This is a genomic window from Terrihabitans soli, assembly GCF_014191545.1.
GTDB lineage: Bacteria > Pseudomonadota > Alphaproteobacteria > Rhizobiales > Methylopilaceae > Flaviflagellibacter > Flaviflagellibacter soli.
In genome coordinates this window covers 2,270,396-2,282,868 of sequence record NZ_AP023361.1, presented here as the reverse complement: position 1 = coordinate 2,282,868, position 12,473 = coordinate 2,270,396, and the positions used below count along the sequence as shown (strand labels likewise).

20 protein-coding genes are annotated in these 12,473 nt (G+C 62.4%); 10 read left to right on the top strand and 10 right to left on the bottom strand.

The genetic code is table 11. The features are described from left to right. Nucleotide 1: 1 nt before the first annotated feature. From IZ6_RS11810 to IZ6_RS11800, 3 genes are read right to left on the bottom strand one after another with little or no spacing between them, the layout of a single operon-like run. Nucleotides 2–448: a DUF6468 domain-containing protein gene (locus IZ6_RS11810; protein ID WP_222875249.1), complete on the bottom strand. Its 447-nt coding sequence runs from the start codon at nt 446–448 to the stop codon at nt 2–4. Beyond that, nucleotides 448–1,614, bottom strand: a complete 1,167-nt coding sequence (fliM, locus tag IZ6_RS11805; RefSeq protein ID WP_222875248.1) for a flagellar motor switch protein FliM — start codon at nt 1,612–1,614, stop codon at nt 448–450. Before fliM ends, IZ6_RS11810 begins: the two co-directional genes overlap by 1 nt. A gap of 11 nt (nt 1,615–1,625) precedes the next feature. Continuing rightward, the gene (locus IZ6_RS11800) at nt 1,626–2,138 is read right to left on the bottom strand and encodes a flagellar basal body-associated FliL family protein (RefSeq protein ID WP_222875247.1); all 513 of its coding nucleotides are present in this window, start codon (nt 2,136–2,138) and stop codon (nt 1,626–1,628) included. A 265-nt stretch (nt 2,139–2,403) separates the two neighbouring features. Here IZ6_RS11800 and flgF point away from each other — a divergent pair, with 265 nt between their 5' ends. The 4 genes from flgF to flgH are packed head-to-tail and all read left to right on the top strand — an operon-like array spanning nt 2,404 to nt 5,668. Then, nucleotides 2,404–3,153: a flagellar basal-body rod protein FlgF gene (gene flgF / locus IZ6_RS11795; protein WP_222875246.1), complete on the top strand. Its 750-nt coding sequence runs from the start codon at nt 2,404–2,406 to the stop codon at nt 3,151–3,153. A gap of 12 nt (nt 3,154–3,165) precedes the next feature. Continuing rightward, nucleotides 3,166–3,951, top strand: coding sequence for a flagellar basal-body rod protein FlgG (gene flgG / locus IZ6_RS11790; RefSeq protein WP_222875245.1), 786 nt, complete (start codon nt 3,166–3,168; stop codon nt 3,949–3,951). 8 nt (nt 3,952–3,959) lie between these two features. Next, entirely contained in the window at nt 3,960–4,925 is a 966-nt protein-coding gene (gene flgA / locus IZ6_RS11785) for a flagellar basal body P-ring formation chaperone FlgA (RefSeq protein WP_222875244.1), read from the top strand. A gap of 8 nt (nt 4,926–4,933) precedes the next feature. Next, on the top strand, nt 4,934–5,668 hold the full coding sequence (flgH, locus tag IZ6_RS11780) for a flagellar basal body L-ring protein FlgH (RefSeq protein WP_222875243.1): 735 nt from the start codon (nt 4,934–4,936) through the stop codon (nt 5,666–5,668). A gap of 112 nt (nt 5,669–5,780) precedes the next feature. On the opposite strand, the gene IZ6_RS11775 is transcribed toward flgH, so the two are convergent. Then, nucleotides 5,781–5,990, bottom strand: coding sequence for a hypothetical protein (locus IZ6_RS11775; RefSeq protein ID WP_222875242.1), 210 nt, complete (start codon nt 5,988–5,990; stop codon nt 5,781–5,783). Nucleotides 5,991–6,101: 111 nt separating this feature from the next. Between IZ6_RS11775 and IZ6_RS11770 the strand changes: the two genes are divergently transcribed. Next, a complete protein-coding gene (locus tag IZ6_RS11770) occupies nt 6,102–6,824 on the top strand; it encodes a Crp/Fnr family transcriptional regulator (protein ID WP_222875241.1) in 723 nt (240 codons plus the stop codon). 1 nt (nt 6,825) lies between these two features. Next, complete coding sequence (locus IZ6_RS11765; protein ID WP_222875240.1) at nt 6,826–7,092, top strand: hypothetical protein; 267 nt, start codon at nt 6,826–6,828, stop codon at nt 7,090–7,092. A 5-nt stretch (nt 7,093–7,097) separates the two neighbouring features. Here IZ6_RS11765 and IZ6_RS11760 read toward each other — a convergent pair whose 3' ends face one another. The 6 genes from IZ6_RS11760 to IZ6_RS11735 all read right to left on the bottom strand — a co-directional run bounded on the left by IZ6_RS11760 (nt 7,098) and on the right by IZ6_RS11735 (nt 10,787). Then, nucleotides 7,098–7,625 carry an SRPBCC family protein gene (locus IZ6_RS11760; protein WP_222875239.1) on the bottom strand — a complete coding sequence of 176 codons (528 nt, stop codon included), beginning with the start codon at nt 7,623–7,625 and terminating at the stop codon, nt 7,098–7,100. After that, entirely contained in the window at nt 7,625–7,960 is a 336-nt protein-coding gene (locus IZ6_RS11755) for an ArsR/SmtB family transcription factor (protein WP_222875238.1), read from the bottom strand. The genes IZ6_RS11760 and IZ6_RS11755 overlap by 1 nt, the downstream gene beginning before the upstream one ends. Nucleotides 7,961–8,013: 53 nt before the next feature. Then, a complete protein-coding gene (locus IZ6_RS11750; RefSeq protein ID WP_222875237.1) occupies nt 8,014–8,253 on the bottom strand; it encodes a hypothetical protein in 240 nt (79 codons plus the stop codon). A 246-nt stretch (nt 8,254–8,499) separates the two neighbouring features. Further along, the gene (locus IZ6_RS11745; RefSeq protein ID WP_222875236.1) at nt 8,500–9,117 is read right to left on the bottom strand and encodes an HAD hydrolase-like protein; all 618 of its coding nucleotides are present in this window, start codon (nt 9,115–9,117) and stop codon (nt 8,500–8,502) included. 9 nt (nt 9,118–9,126) lie between these two features. Continuing rightward, nucleotides 9,127–9,858 (bottom strand): flagellar type III secretion system pore protein FliP, encoded by a 732-nt coding sequence (fliP, locus tag IZ6_RS11740; protein ID WP_420825586.1) that lies wholly within the window; start codon nt 9,856–9,858, stop codon nt 9,127–9,129. Next, on the bottom strand, nt 9,858–10,787 hold the full coding sequence (locus IZ6_RS11735; RefSeq protein ID WP_225873898.1) for a flagellar biosynthetic protein FliO: 930 nt from the start codon (nt 10,785–10,787) through the stop codon (nt 9,858–9,860). Before IZ6_RS11735 ends, fliP begins: the two co-directional genes overlap by 1 nt. A gap of 164 nt (nt 10,788–10,951) precedes the next feature. Here IZ6_RS11735 and flgB point away from each other — a divergent pair, with 164 nt between their 5' ends. The 4 genes from flgB to fliQ are packed head-to-tail and all read left to right on the top strand — an operon-like array spanning nt 10,952 to nt 12,421. Next, nucleotides 10,952–11,359: a flagellar basal body rod protein FlgB gene (flgB, locus tag IZ6_RS11730; protein WP_222875234.1), complete on the top strand. Its 408-nt coding sequence runs from the start codon at nt 10,952–10,954 to the stop codon at nt 11,357–11,359. 23 nt (nt 11,360–11,382) lie between these two features. After that, nucleotides 11,383–11,793 (top strand): flagellar basal body rod protein FlgC, encoded by a 411-nt coding sequence (gene flgC, locus IZ6_RS11725; RefSeq protein WP_222875233.1) that lies wholly within the window; start codon nt 11,383–11,385, stop codon nt 11,791–11,793. Between the two features lie 13 nt (nt 11,794–11,806). Beyond that, entirely contained in the window at nt 11,807–12,130 is a 324-nt protein-coding gene (fliE, locus tag IZ6_RS11720; protein WP_222875232.1) for a flagellar hook-basal body complex protein FliE, read from the top strand. Nucleotides 12,131–12,154: 24 nt separating this feature from the next. Then, entirely contained in the window at nt 12,155–12,421 is a 267-nt protein-coding gene (fliQ, locus tag IZ6_RS11715; RefSeq protein WP_222875231.1) for a flagellar biosynthesis protein FliQ, read from the top strand. The last annotated feature ends 52 nt before the right edge of the window (nt 12,422–12,473 follow it).

The window sequence follows — 12,473 nt, the reverse complement described above, 5'->3', positions numbered from 1 at the left end:
CTTAGGCCGCCGAATGGCGCTCCTGGTTACGGCGCACAAACGCCTGGGCGGCCGCCAGTGTGGAGGACGAACGTTGCGTTTGCGTATTCGCCGGCGGCTGTTCCGGCTTCAGCGGCGCCGGACGGGCCGCAGTGGCGAGCAGGGCAATGCGGCGCACGACATCCTCTCCGATAGCGGTCTGCTCCGTTATATGGCGGGAAATGTCTTCGGCGCGCCCCAAGCGTTCGCCAAGAGCCGTGTCGCAGTCATGCACAGCCTGTTTGAGTCCCGAAATGGCACGCCCGGCGATGTCGGTCGCCGTAACGAGCTCGGCGATCGTCGCCCGCAGCACGCTTTCGTCGGACCGCAGCTTGAGCAGACGCTTATTCAGCAGCCAGCAATAGCCGATGGTCATGACGAGAAGCACTGCCACCAAAGACTCGATCACCAGCGCAATTCCGTTGCTCATTACAGCGTCTCCTTCTGAGTCTCGGCGGACTCGAATATGGCCATTGTGGTGCGCGAGCGCCGGACGGGCCGCGCGACCTGGACGGCGACGTGCTCTCCGGATCGTCCCATCGTCCCTTGCGTCACAAGAAAATCGCCGCATCTCAATTCGACGAGGCTGTCGGATCTGACATCGAGCATCAGCGTGTCGCCGACTTCGAGATCCATGATGCGTTTCAGCGGCATCAGCCGCTCATACAGAACAGCCTGCACATCGATCTGGGCAGCCCAGATTTCGGTCGCAAGATGGCCTTCCCAGGTCGCGTCGCGGCCGAACTTTTCACCCATGAAGCCTTGCAGAAGGACATCACGGATCGGCTCGATCGTTGCGTAGGGCAGGAGGAAATCGAATGTGCCGCCCCGGTCTTCCATGTCGATCCGGAGCTTGACCAGGATCGCCGCGTTGGCGGGCCGTGCGACGGCGGCAAAACGCGGATTTGTCTCGAGCCGGTCGATGTTGAAGTGCACCGGCGACAGCGGCTTGAAGGCCTGTTCGGCATCGACGAGCACGAGCTCGATCATGCGCTTGACGAGATTGGTCTCGATGGTCGTGTAGGGACGGCCCTCGACACGCATCGGGCCGACGCCGCGGCGTCCGCCGAGGAGAACGTCGATGATCGAATAGATGAGGCTCGAGTCGACGGTGACGATGCCGTAATTGTCCCAGGGGTCGGCCTTGATGACCGCGAGGATCGCCGGCAGCGGGATCGAGTTCAGATAGTCGCCGAAGCGGACCGAGGTGATCTGGTCGAGCGAAACTTCGACGTTGTCGGAGGTGAAATTGCGCAGAGACGTCGTGAGCAACCGGACAAGCCGGTCGAACACGATTTCGAGCATCGGCAGACGCTCGTAGGAGACCATCGCCGAATCGATGATCGCGCGAATGCCCGAATGCTGGTTGAGCGACAGCTCATCCAGATTGAAACCGAGAAGGCTGTCGATTTCTTCCTGATTGAGGATGCGGTCGGCGCCGCCGCGCACCTGATTGTCGACGACGGCCGAGCCGCCATCGAGCATGGCCGCCCATTCGGCGGCCATTTCTTCCGGATTGTCGCCGCCCGCGCCCTGTTCGGCGAGAGCTGCGCCCCATTCGGCGGCAATGTCGATATTGTCTTCTTCGCCGGCCATTTCGATCGCGCCTATTGCAGCAGGAGTTCTTTGAAGAGGATTGCATCAACCTTGGCGGGGAATACCGCCTGATTGATGCGGCGCAGCAGTTCTTCCTTCAGCCGGTACATGCCGGCCGAACCGTCGAGATCTTCGGGACGCATTTCGCGCAAGTGAGTCTGGAAGCTGTCGACGACGCGCGGCAGGAGAGGGCGGATCTGCTCGGCGTTCTTTTCGTCGGAGACTTCGAGCGCGATTTTCATCTTCAGGTATTTCGGGCGCTCCGACGGCGCCGTCAGATTGACCATCATGTCGGGCAGATCGATAAAGACGACCGGCTGCTTTTCGGCATGGCCGGCTTCTTCCTCATGCGTGCCGCCCAGAAAGAAGTACGCACCGCCGCCAAGGCCGAGCAGGACGAGAAGTCCGCCCGCCGCCATGATCATCTGTTTCTTGCCAAGCTTCAGGCCGAAGCGCGACTTACCCTTCGGGGCCTCCTGGCCTTCGCCGCCATCGACATCAGGGGCGTCCGCAACATTTGCCATTCGGAAAGAGCCTCAGAATCCGGCCGAGCGCCGTTTCCTTAAGGCTAGGGAAAGAATGGTTAACAACCTCTTTCCGTACGGCAATTTTTGCCGGGCTAATTCTGCCGGGTGGTACCGGAATTACCCTCAATTTTCAGAGAACTATATGGTTTCCCATTGGTAAATCAGCGTTTTTCCAACTGGCACGCTGCGTGAATTGTTCTGTGTGTCCGGACGCCGGGAAGGGCGGTTGGACAGAGACTGAACACGCGAAGGGGGAAGCTTCGTGGAAAACGCACAACTCGTTGGCCTGTCGCGTCAGATGGCCCTTCGGCGAGAGCTCGAAGTGGTTGCGAACAACATCGCCAATCTTGGAACCGCAGGTTTCAAGAGCGAACAGGTCAAGTTCAGCGAATATCTGATGCCGGTTGCGAGCGCGGAAATCTTTCCGAACAATCGCGACAAGCGCCTGTCCTATGTCGAGGACCGTGCGACCTGGCAGGATTTTTCCGCCGGCCCCATCCAGATTACCAACAACCAGCTCGATCTTGCGATCGACGGCGAGGCCTTCTTCGCCATCCAGACTCCGGAAGGCGTGCGCTATACGCGCAATGGCCAGTTCCAGCTCGACACGCAGGGCACGCTGGTCACGAATGAGGGCTATCCGGTCATGTCGACCTCGGGCCCCATTCAGTTCGCCGACACCGAAACCGCGATCACCGTCGGCAAAGACGGCACCGTCTCGACCGATCAAGGTCCCCGCGGCCGCCTCTTGCTGACGACCTTCGGCGATCCGCAGAGCCTCGTTGCCACGGGCTCGAGCATGTTCCGCGCCGAAGGTATCGGCGCCGAGCTCGCGCCGGGGCAGGGCGGCATCCAGCAATACGCTGTCGAAAAATCCAATGTGCAGGCGGTCGTCGAAACGACCCGCCTGGTTGAACTCACCCGTGCCTATTCGACGCTCGCTCAGATGATGCAGCGCGGCGACGAATTGAGGCGCACCGCGATCGAACGCCTCGGCGACGTCACGGCCTAAGGAGAACAGAACATGCGCGCTCTTTATGTTGCAGCAACCGGCATGTTGGCCCAGGAGACCAATGTCGGCGTCATCTCCAACAACATCGCCAATATGCGCACCACCGCCTACAAAAGACAGCGGGTCGATTTTCAGGATCTTCTCTATCAGTCGCTGCGCCGCGCCGGCTCGACGACCTCCGATGCCGGCACGACTGCGCCCGTCGGCGTTGAGATCGGCTCCGGCGTCAAGACCGCCGGCACACCCCGCATCTTCAGCCAGGGTCCGCTGCAGGCGACCGAGAAGACCTATGACATCGCCATCCGCGGCGAAGGCTTCTTCCGCATCGAAATGCCGGACGGCGAAATCGCCTATACGCGGGACGGCTCGTTCGAGCTGAACCAGGACGGCGTACTCGTCACCGTCGACGGCTACGAGGTCGAAGGCGGGATCACGATCCCGGCGGATGCGACGGGCGTCGGCATCAATGGCGACGGCGTTGTCGAGGCGACGCTTCCCGGCCAGACGGCGCCGCAGCAACTCGGCCAGATCCAGCTCTCGCGCTTCATCAATACGTCGGGCCTCGAATCCAAGGGTGAAAACCTCTTCCGCGAGACCGAAGCCTCAGGCCCGCCGCAGACGGACAATCCCGGCAGCGAGAGCATGGGCACGCTTGTGCAGTTCCATCTCGAAGCCGCGAACGTCAACTCCGTCACCGAAGTGTCGGACCTCATCTCCGCACAGCGCGCCTACGAAATGAACGCCCGTGTCGTCACTGCAGCCGATGAGATGCTGCAAGCCACGACGCAGATGATCTGAGGATGACCATGATCCGCCTCTTCTTCCTCGTCCTGCTCCCGCTGGCGCTGCTGGTGCCCAAAGCGTTTGCGCAATCCGCGCCGATGCTGAAGCCCGTCGTCACCGTCGCCGGCGATCTCGTCACGCTCGGCGATCTGATCGCGGGTGCCGGCACGAAGGCCGAGATCGCGGTCTTCCGCGCGCCCGATCTCGGGCAGACAGGCATTGTTCCGGCCGATGACATCATCGCGGTCGCCGCGGCGCATGGTCTCGTCGATGTTGAAACCTCCGGCATCGGCAAGGTCGCGGTGAAGCATGCCAGCCGCATCGTCACCGCAGACGAGATGCTGCCGCTGCTGTCTCAGGCTCTGGCCGACGGCGCGGCGCTTGAAGGTCCCGACGCGCTCGCGATCGAGATCGACCCCGCCTTTGCGAATATCCATGTGCCGGTCGAAGCCGACGGCGCGATCCGCTTCGCCGATGCTTTCTGGACGGAGAACCAGGGCCGTTTTGATGCCACGCTGATCGTGCGGCGGATCGACGGCACCGATGAGCGCCGCCAGCTGACCGGCAAAGCGGTCGAGACCGCGGCCATGATCACGGCGGCGCGAGCGCTTGAGCGCGGCACGGTATTGACCTCGAACGATCTTCGCATCGAGCGCAAACCCAAAGCGGCGGTGCGCGACGGCCAGATCGATGATGCGATGCTCGTGGTCGGCATGGAAGTCCGCCGCGCGCTGCGCGAGGGGCAGGCGATCCGCACGGGAGATCTTTCCGAACCCGTTCTCGTGAAAAGCGGCGCTACCGTTTCGGTGGTGCTCAAAACCGGCGGCCTGACGCTCACCGCCATCGGCCAGGCAATGTCCGACGGCAAGAACGGCGCCGCCATCCAGGTCATGAACACCCAATCCAAACGCGTCCTGCAGGCGGTCGTTACCGGCCCCGATCAGGTTCTGGTCCAGGCCCCGCGCACCATTGTCAGCGCCCAAAAGTGAGACATGTCATGAAGAGCTTTCTGCATATCGCAAGTCTCACGCTGATCGCGGTGACGGTCGCCGGATGCGGCGCCGGCCAGCGTTTCAAGGATATCGGCAAGGAGCCCTCGCTCTCGGCGATCGACAATCCGACGGCCAAGCCCGGCTACCGGCCCGTACAGATGCCGATGCCCGAGCCTCAGCCGGTGCATTTCAATTCGAACTCGCTGTGGCGCACAGGCTCGCGCGCCTTCTTCAAGGACCAGCGCGCTTCGCGCGTCGGCGACATTCTGACGGTGCGCGTCGAGATCGACGACAAGGCCGAGATCGACAATGAGACGACGCGCACGCGCGCCAACAGCGAGAAGATGGGCATGCCGAACCTGTTCGGCCTCGAAAAGAATTTGCCCCAGGACATGACACCGTCGAGTCTCGTGAGCACGGACTCCACTGCGTCCAGCACGGGCTCGGGTTCGGTCGATCGCGAAGAAGAACTCGAGACCAATGTCGCCGCCGTCGTCACCCAGGTCCTGCCCAACGGCAATATGGTGATCGAGGGCCGGCAGGAAGTGCGCGTGAATTTTGAGATCCGCGAACTGATCGTCGCCGGCATTGTGCGGCCGGAAGACATCCAGTCCGACAACATCATCGATTCCAAGAAAATCGCCGAAGCCCGCATCGCCTATGGCGGCCGCGGTCAGATCAGCGACGTCCAGCAGCCGCGTTACGGCCAGCAGGTCATGGATATCGTTCTGCCCTTCTAAGGATCCGGGGACGCCCGGTATCTCCGCCGCTGCCGCTTCCCCGGCTGTGGCGCCAGCGGCCCTCGTCTCCCCACGAGGGCCGCTTCATTTTGTAACAACGTTAGGACTAAAATCAGTCGCCCGAAGGCGTAGCGGGCGCGACCGTCTGGCCGCCCTTCAGCACGCGGACGACGCGACGGCTGCCCCGCCAGATCTCAAGATCGGCCTCCTGCCAGAACGGCCGGGCGGCGGCAAAAGCCGCCTCGTCATCGGAGGCCTCGAGGATTTCGGCCCGGACGATTTGGTTCCGCTCATTGAGAATAAAGGCGCGATATGTGTCCAAAACCAACCTTCCGGCCAACAAAGGGAACGGGAAGGCGGGCCAAGAGCGTTAGCAAACACATAGGTTAATGAGGAAGGAGGCAAACCCGCCGAATTAGGCGGCGGGGGATTCATGACCGCAACTTTGATTCGTAAGCTCGAACGCAGCGATGTCCTGTCTGATGAGGAAAAGGACGTCCTGGAAAAATCCTTCTCGCGCATCCGCGATTTCCGTGCCGACGAGGATATCGTCCGTGAAGGCGACCGGCCGACGGAATCCTGCATCATCATGGAGGGGTTCGCCGCCCGCTATAAGGTGCTGCCGAGCGGACGGCGGCAAATATCGGCCATCCATATTTCAGGCGATTTCGTCGATCTGCATTCGTTTCTGCTGAAGACCATGGATCATGGGGTCATGACTTTGGCGCCGACGCGCTGCGCCTTCGTGCCCCATGCGAACCTCAAAAAGATCACCGAGGACTATCCGCATCTCGCACGCATATTGTGGCTGTCGACGCTGATCGACAGCGCCATTCACCGCTCCTGGCTGACGGCGATGGGCCGCACCTCGGCGACGGCGCAGATGGCGCATCTCATCTGCGAGCTGCATGTACGCCTCGGGGCGGTCGGCCAGACCAATGGCAACAGCTTTCATATGCCGATCACCCAGGAGGAGTTGGGCGATGCGCTCGGCCTGTCGACCGTTCATGTGAACCGGGTTTTGACGGAACTTCGCAACGGCGGGATCGTTCAATGGCAGGGAGGCGGCGCCGTGACGATTCTCGATTGGGACAGGCTCAGCGAGATCGCCGAGTTCTCGCCGGTCTATCTGAGTTTGCAGAACGAGCCGCGATAAAATGAGCGACATTGTCTTCCAGCGGATCGACGTATTGACGGACGGCGGTTCGCAGGAGGGCAGGCTTGCGCTCGCCGAAGGACAGCTGGTCGCCGTATTCGTCCATGTGACGCCCGAGGAAACCGCCAATGGCGGGGGGTGGTTTCGCGAAGCGGGCTTTGGTCCCTGCAGCGATCTTGTCGCGCAGGTGCCGCCGGTGTTCGACAGTCTCGAAGGCGCCGCGGCCTGGATCGACGAGCGCATCCAGGCCGGGCCGCTTCCGGGTTAGGCGCTTCAGAGGCGCGTTTTATACTCCGCGTGAAGGCGGTTGAAGTTCTTCCAGAAGGGCCGCGTTTTGCGTCCTTCCAGGATGTCTTCGAGAATGCCGATATGCGCATGCCAGCCGCCGGAAACGCCGATCTTTCCGTCGCGCGAGGCAAGGCGGCTATGTGTCAGGACAAGATGAACGCGATCGCCCTTCGGCGTCAGTTCGAACGTCACCTGCGATTCACCTTTATCGCCCGGCCAGGTGAAAGACAGAAGGCGCGGCGGCTCGCAGGCGAGCACGCGTCCCCTCATCGTATGGGTCTTGCCGCCTTTGAAATTCTCCGGCGCGTCATCGTCGCTGTCATTGGAGAGCTTGTCGTTCTCCCAGGTCAGTTCGACCGTGCCGCCTTCGTTCTGATCGATCGGCCCGCGCGCCAGCCAGGTCTGACGCTTGTCGCTGTCGGTTATGTACGACCAGACGCGTTCGATGGGGCCGGGCAGGCTGCGTTCGAGGCGGACAGTGTCCGGGGCAATGTCGGTGACATACTCACTCATCACGATCTCCCTTTGTCGTCTTCGTTCAGCCGGCGCTCAAGCGCGTCGAGTTTGTCGGTCCAGAAATTCTCGTAATAGCGGAGCCATTCCATCGCGCCGTGCATCGGCCGCGGATTGAGGCGGCACAGATGCGTGCGGCCCTTCACCGTGCGGCGGACAAGGCCGGCGTTTTCCAGCGCCTTTACGTGTTTGGAGGCCCCGGCAAACGACATGCGGAACGGCGCCGCAAGATCACCGATGCTTTTCTCGCCCTTTGAGAGCGTGCGCAGCATGGCCCGCCGCGTCGGATCGGCGAGGGCTGCGAAGACGGCATCGAGCGTGCTTTGTTCAACCATGTGGTTGAATATAGTCGAGCCGAAAAATTATTCAACCGTTTTGTTGAATATTTCTAGTTCCGGCAGGAGCGGGGATTGCGGCAGGGCCGCCGGTCGCGGTCGCGCCATCTGAACGGGTCGACATCGATGGTGACGTCGAGCCGGCTTTCCGGCTCATAGGGCGGCCGGTAGTTCGGATCCATATTTGACGGCGGCGTGCTGAAGCGCGGGTTGAAGCCCGTGACCGAGGTTTCAGCCTCAGCCGCCGCCAGAGGCGCGGCGCAGACAAGAAGGGCGAGAAGCCATGTCTTCATGGCCCGATAGAAGGCCGGTCCCGGCGTCCCGTCAAAGCCCGTCTGTAAACGCGGTAAAGACACAGCAACGGAAATCGGCGGGTTTGCTCAAACGAAAAGCCCCGCCGGAGCGGGGCTTTCGCGGTTTCAGCGGCGACGGCCGGAGATAAAGATGGAAGCAACGAGAAGCGGCATGTTCAGCCCTCCAAAATGTGACGTTATGGAGATGAGTACGCGCCGCTGATGTCATGGTTCATACGGATCGGCTTATTCCCGGAAAAGTTTTCCGATGTCTTCAGGACGCTCCAGAACCAGATCCGAGCTTGAGGCTAAAAGCGCCTCGCGGCTCGCATAGCCCCACAGAACCGCGGCAAAGCGCGTGCCCGCCTGTTTTGCGGCTTCCGCATCGCGCGTCTCGTCGCCGACATAGACGGCGTTCTCAGGCGCGATGTTTGCGGCTTTCAGCGTTTTACGGATTTTGGCGGCTTTGCCGAACAGCGAGGCGCCGCAATAAAAATGCGAGAACAGCGCCGCGGTTTCCGCGCCCATGGTGCGGCGTATGCCGGCTTCATTGTCGGAACTCACCATCGCCAGCACAACACCGCGCTCTTTGAGCGCCGTGAGCGCATCCGGCACGCCGTTGAACAGTTTGATGTCGGCCTCTGCTTTGTGCGCCCGCATGTCGCGCGCGATGGCCGGAAGCTTCCACATCGGCACTTTCAGCGCCGCCATGATCTCGCGGGTCGATTTCGAGCGCAGCGCCTCGGTCTCGTACGCATCGATCTCGCGAAAGCCGTGGCGGTGCGCAAAGCCGTTCAGCTCGGCGCAGAACCAGGGAAAGCTGTCGGCAAGGGTGCCGTCGAAATCGAAGATCGCAAGCTGCATGCAGGAACGCTAGCGCACAAAGCTTTCGACAAGCGAGCCGGCGACGAGGTTCCAGCCGTCGACGAGCACGAAGAATATCAGTTTGAACGGCAGCGATACGATGATCGGCGGCAGCATCATCATACCCATCGACATCAGGATGGAAGCGACGACGAGGTCGATGACGAGGAAGGGAACGAACAGAAGAAAGCCGATTTCGAAAGCGCGGCGCAGTTCCGAGATCATGAAGGCGGGAACGAGGGCGCGCAGGCTCACATCGTCCGGCGACTGCGCCTGTTCCTGCGCCATATCGCTGAACAGTCTGAGATCCTTCTCGCGCACATGCCGAAGCATGAAGGTGCGGAAAGGCGGCGTTGCGCGGTTGAAGGCTTCTTCGGGCGTGATCTGCCCGGCGACCATCGGCACCACCGCATCATTATAGGCCTGGGTGAACACCGGAGCCATGATAAAGGCCGTTAGGAACAGCGCCAGCGATACCATGACGGTGTTCGGCGGCGCCGTCTGCGTGCCGAGCGCGGCGCGCAGGAGAGACAGCACGACGACGATGCGCGTGAAACTCGTCACCATGATGAGGATCGATGGCGCGATCGAGAGGACGGTGATAAGCGCGATCAGCTGAAGCGCGCGTTCGGAGACGCCGCCTTCGCCGAGATCGACCGAAATACCCTGCGCGGACGCAGTTCCGCTGAGAGCGGCGGTCAGTCCTAATACAGTGAGTAAATACGCTGTCCGTCGCGCGATCACGACGGGCGATCGCGTCCCAGAAGGCTCGCCATCTCTTCCTCAAGCGCGTCGAGGTGAGATTTCGGCTCTTTGGCTGCCGGGGCGGGAGCCGGGGCAGGCGCTTCGGGGATGGGCTCGCGGCGCGCGGGAGCGGGGGCCGGACGCGCGGCCTGCGGCGCGGGCGCCGCCGGGCGGGCGAGGGCCTCGCTCAGCTTCTTTTCGATGTCGGCGTAAAGCGGATCGACATCGGCTTTCGGTTTGGCCGGGGCGGCGGCAATCGGAGCGACAGGCGCTTCGATAGCGGCGGACGGCGCTTCCGTCACGCGCTCGCGCTGCGGGGCGGCCGGCGGCTCAGCGCGCAGCGGACGGGCCGGCGGTTTCGGCATCGGCGGAACCGGCGGCGGCACATTGGCCTGCATCGGAGACTGCAGCGGCGGAGCCGAGCGCGGCAGGCTCGAGCGGAACGGCGCCGGACGGATTTCAGGTTCGGCCGGCGCGGGAGCGGAGGCGACGGGTGCTTCCACCGCACGCTGCGGCGCCTGGATGGCCGGGGCCTGCGCGGGAGCAGCCGCCGGGGCTGCGGCGGGGCGGCCGTTTTCCTGCGTGCCGCGCTGCGTGCGCTGCTGCTGGGCGGGAAGGCCGGCCTGGGCCGGAGCCCGGACGATCTCGCTTTCGATCAGAACATCGTTCGGACCGCCGATCATGATGAGATGTTCGACATTGTCGCGGCGAATCAGGACGAGGCGGCGGCGGGCGTCGATGGCGAAGGCGTCGAGAACGCCAAGGCGCGGCTGGCGGGCGCGTCCGCCATTGGAGAGCGGGAGTTTGCGGCCGGCAAAGCGGCGCAGGCCCACAAACACCAGCGCGATCAGCGAAAGAACGACGCCGAACGCGATGATGAAACGCAGGGGGACGGACAATTCGCCGCCAAACAACTGATCGAGCACGCTGAATACCCGTCCTCATAGTCCGCCGCGCGCGGCCGGGAGAAGCAAATTACCAAATGCTGCCCCTAGAGCCTAGCGGGAATTCCGAACGACGTTAACGCATGGTTAACCATACACCCGGCAAATTCTGCCGGGTGGGCATTTGCCCGCCGGAGTTACCCCCAATGCTGTTCGGCGATCTTCCTTTGGTCGGCATGCTCAAGCAGAAAATGGCTTGGCACGAGCAGCGCCAGGGCGTTCTGGCGCAGAATGTCGCGAATGCCGACACGCCGGGCTACAAAACCCGCGATCTCGAAAATCTCAGCTTTCCCGAACTCGCGGCCAAAACCGGCGGCGCCAGCGGCGTGACTATGGTTGCGACCGATCCGCGCCATATGGGTCCGGGAGCCCCGGGCGCCGCCATGAGGGACGAGCGCCGCAAGCCCTATGAGGTTACCCCGCAGGGCAATGCCGTCGTACTCGAAGACGAAGTGATGCGCGTCAGTCAGAACGTGCAGGACTACCAGATGGCCGCGGACCTCTACAGCCGCGGTCTCGGAATGCTGAAAATGGCGGTTGGCCGCCGGAGCTGATGACGAGGCCCTGAGGAGGGATCATGGATTTCCTGCGCTCGCTTTCCATCGCGGCATCCGGCCTGAAGGTTCAGTCCGGGCGCATGCGCATCATTTCGGAAAACATCGCCAACGCCGATTCGACGGCGAACACCGCCGGCGGCGCGCCTTACCAGCGCAAAATTCCGACCTTCAAAAGCCGCTTCGACGATGCGCTCGGTGCGCAGGTCGTCGAGCTCGGCCGCATCGAGAAGGACAAGGCGCCTTTTGAGACGAAATACGAGCCGGGCCATCCGGCGGCGAACGCTGCCGGCTATGTGCTGACGCCGAACGTCAATTCACTGGTTGAGCAGATGGACCTGCGCGAAGCCCAGCGCACCTATGAAGCCAATCTCGGCGTGATCACGGCGACGCGCCGCATGGTCGCGCGCACGCTTGAAATCCTGAGAGCCTGAGAAGGACTGACCCATGTCGTCACCTCTGCTTGCCGCCAATGCCTATAAGAGTCTGGCCACGCTCGGCGCTCCGAGCCTCACGCCTCAGCCCGGTGCGGGCCTTGCGAAAAGCGCCGATAGCGGCGGCTTCGGCGAAATGCTGCAGCAGGTCGTGGGCGCGGTGTCCGACAGCGGCCGCAACGCCGATCTGCAGACGGCAAAGGCCGTGCAGGGCAAAGGCGATCTCGTCGATGTCGTGACCGCCGTCGCCGAAAGCGAAGTGGCCATGGAAACGCTGGTCAGCGTCCGCGACCGGGTGATCTCGGCCTATGAAGAAATCATGCGGATGCCGATCTGAGCGGCCTTGAAAGGGATTAGTAAAATGACAGGGCCGGAAGTTCTCGATGTGGGCCGCGATGCCATCATCGTTCTTTTGAAAGTGTCGGCACCGCTGCTCATCTGCGGGCTGATCGTCGGTGTGATCGTCTCGCTGTTTCAGGCGCTGACTCAGATCCAGGAAATGACCCTGGTCTTCGTGCCCAAAATCGTTGCGATGTTCATCGTTCTCGTGCTCGCTTTGCCCTTCATGGGTGACGTACTCTCCGAACACATGAACCGAATCGCCGCACTGATCGTCGCTGGCGGCTAAGTCGCGCCCGGATTGAGCGGAGAACCGCTATCCGGACCGCGCGGAAGTTGAG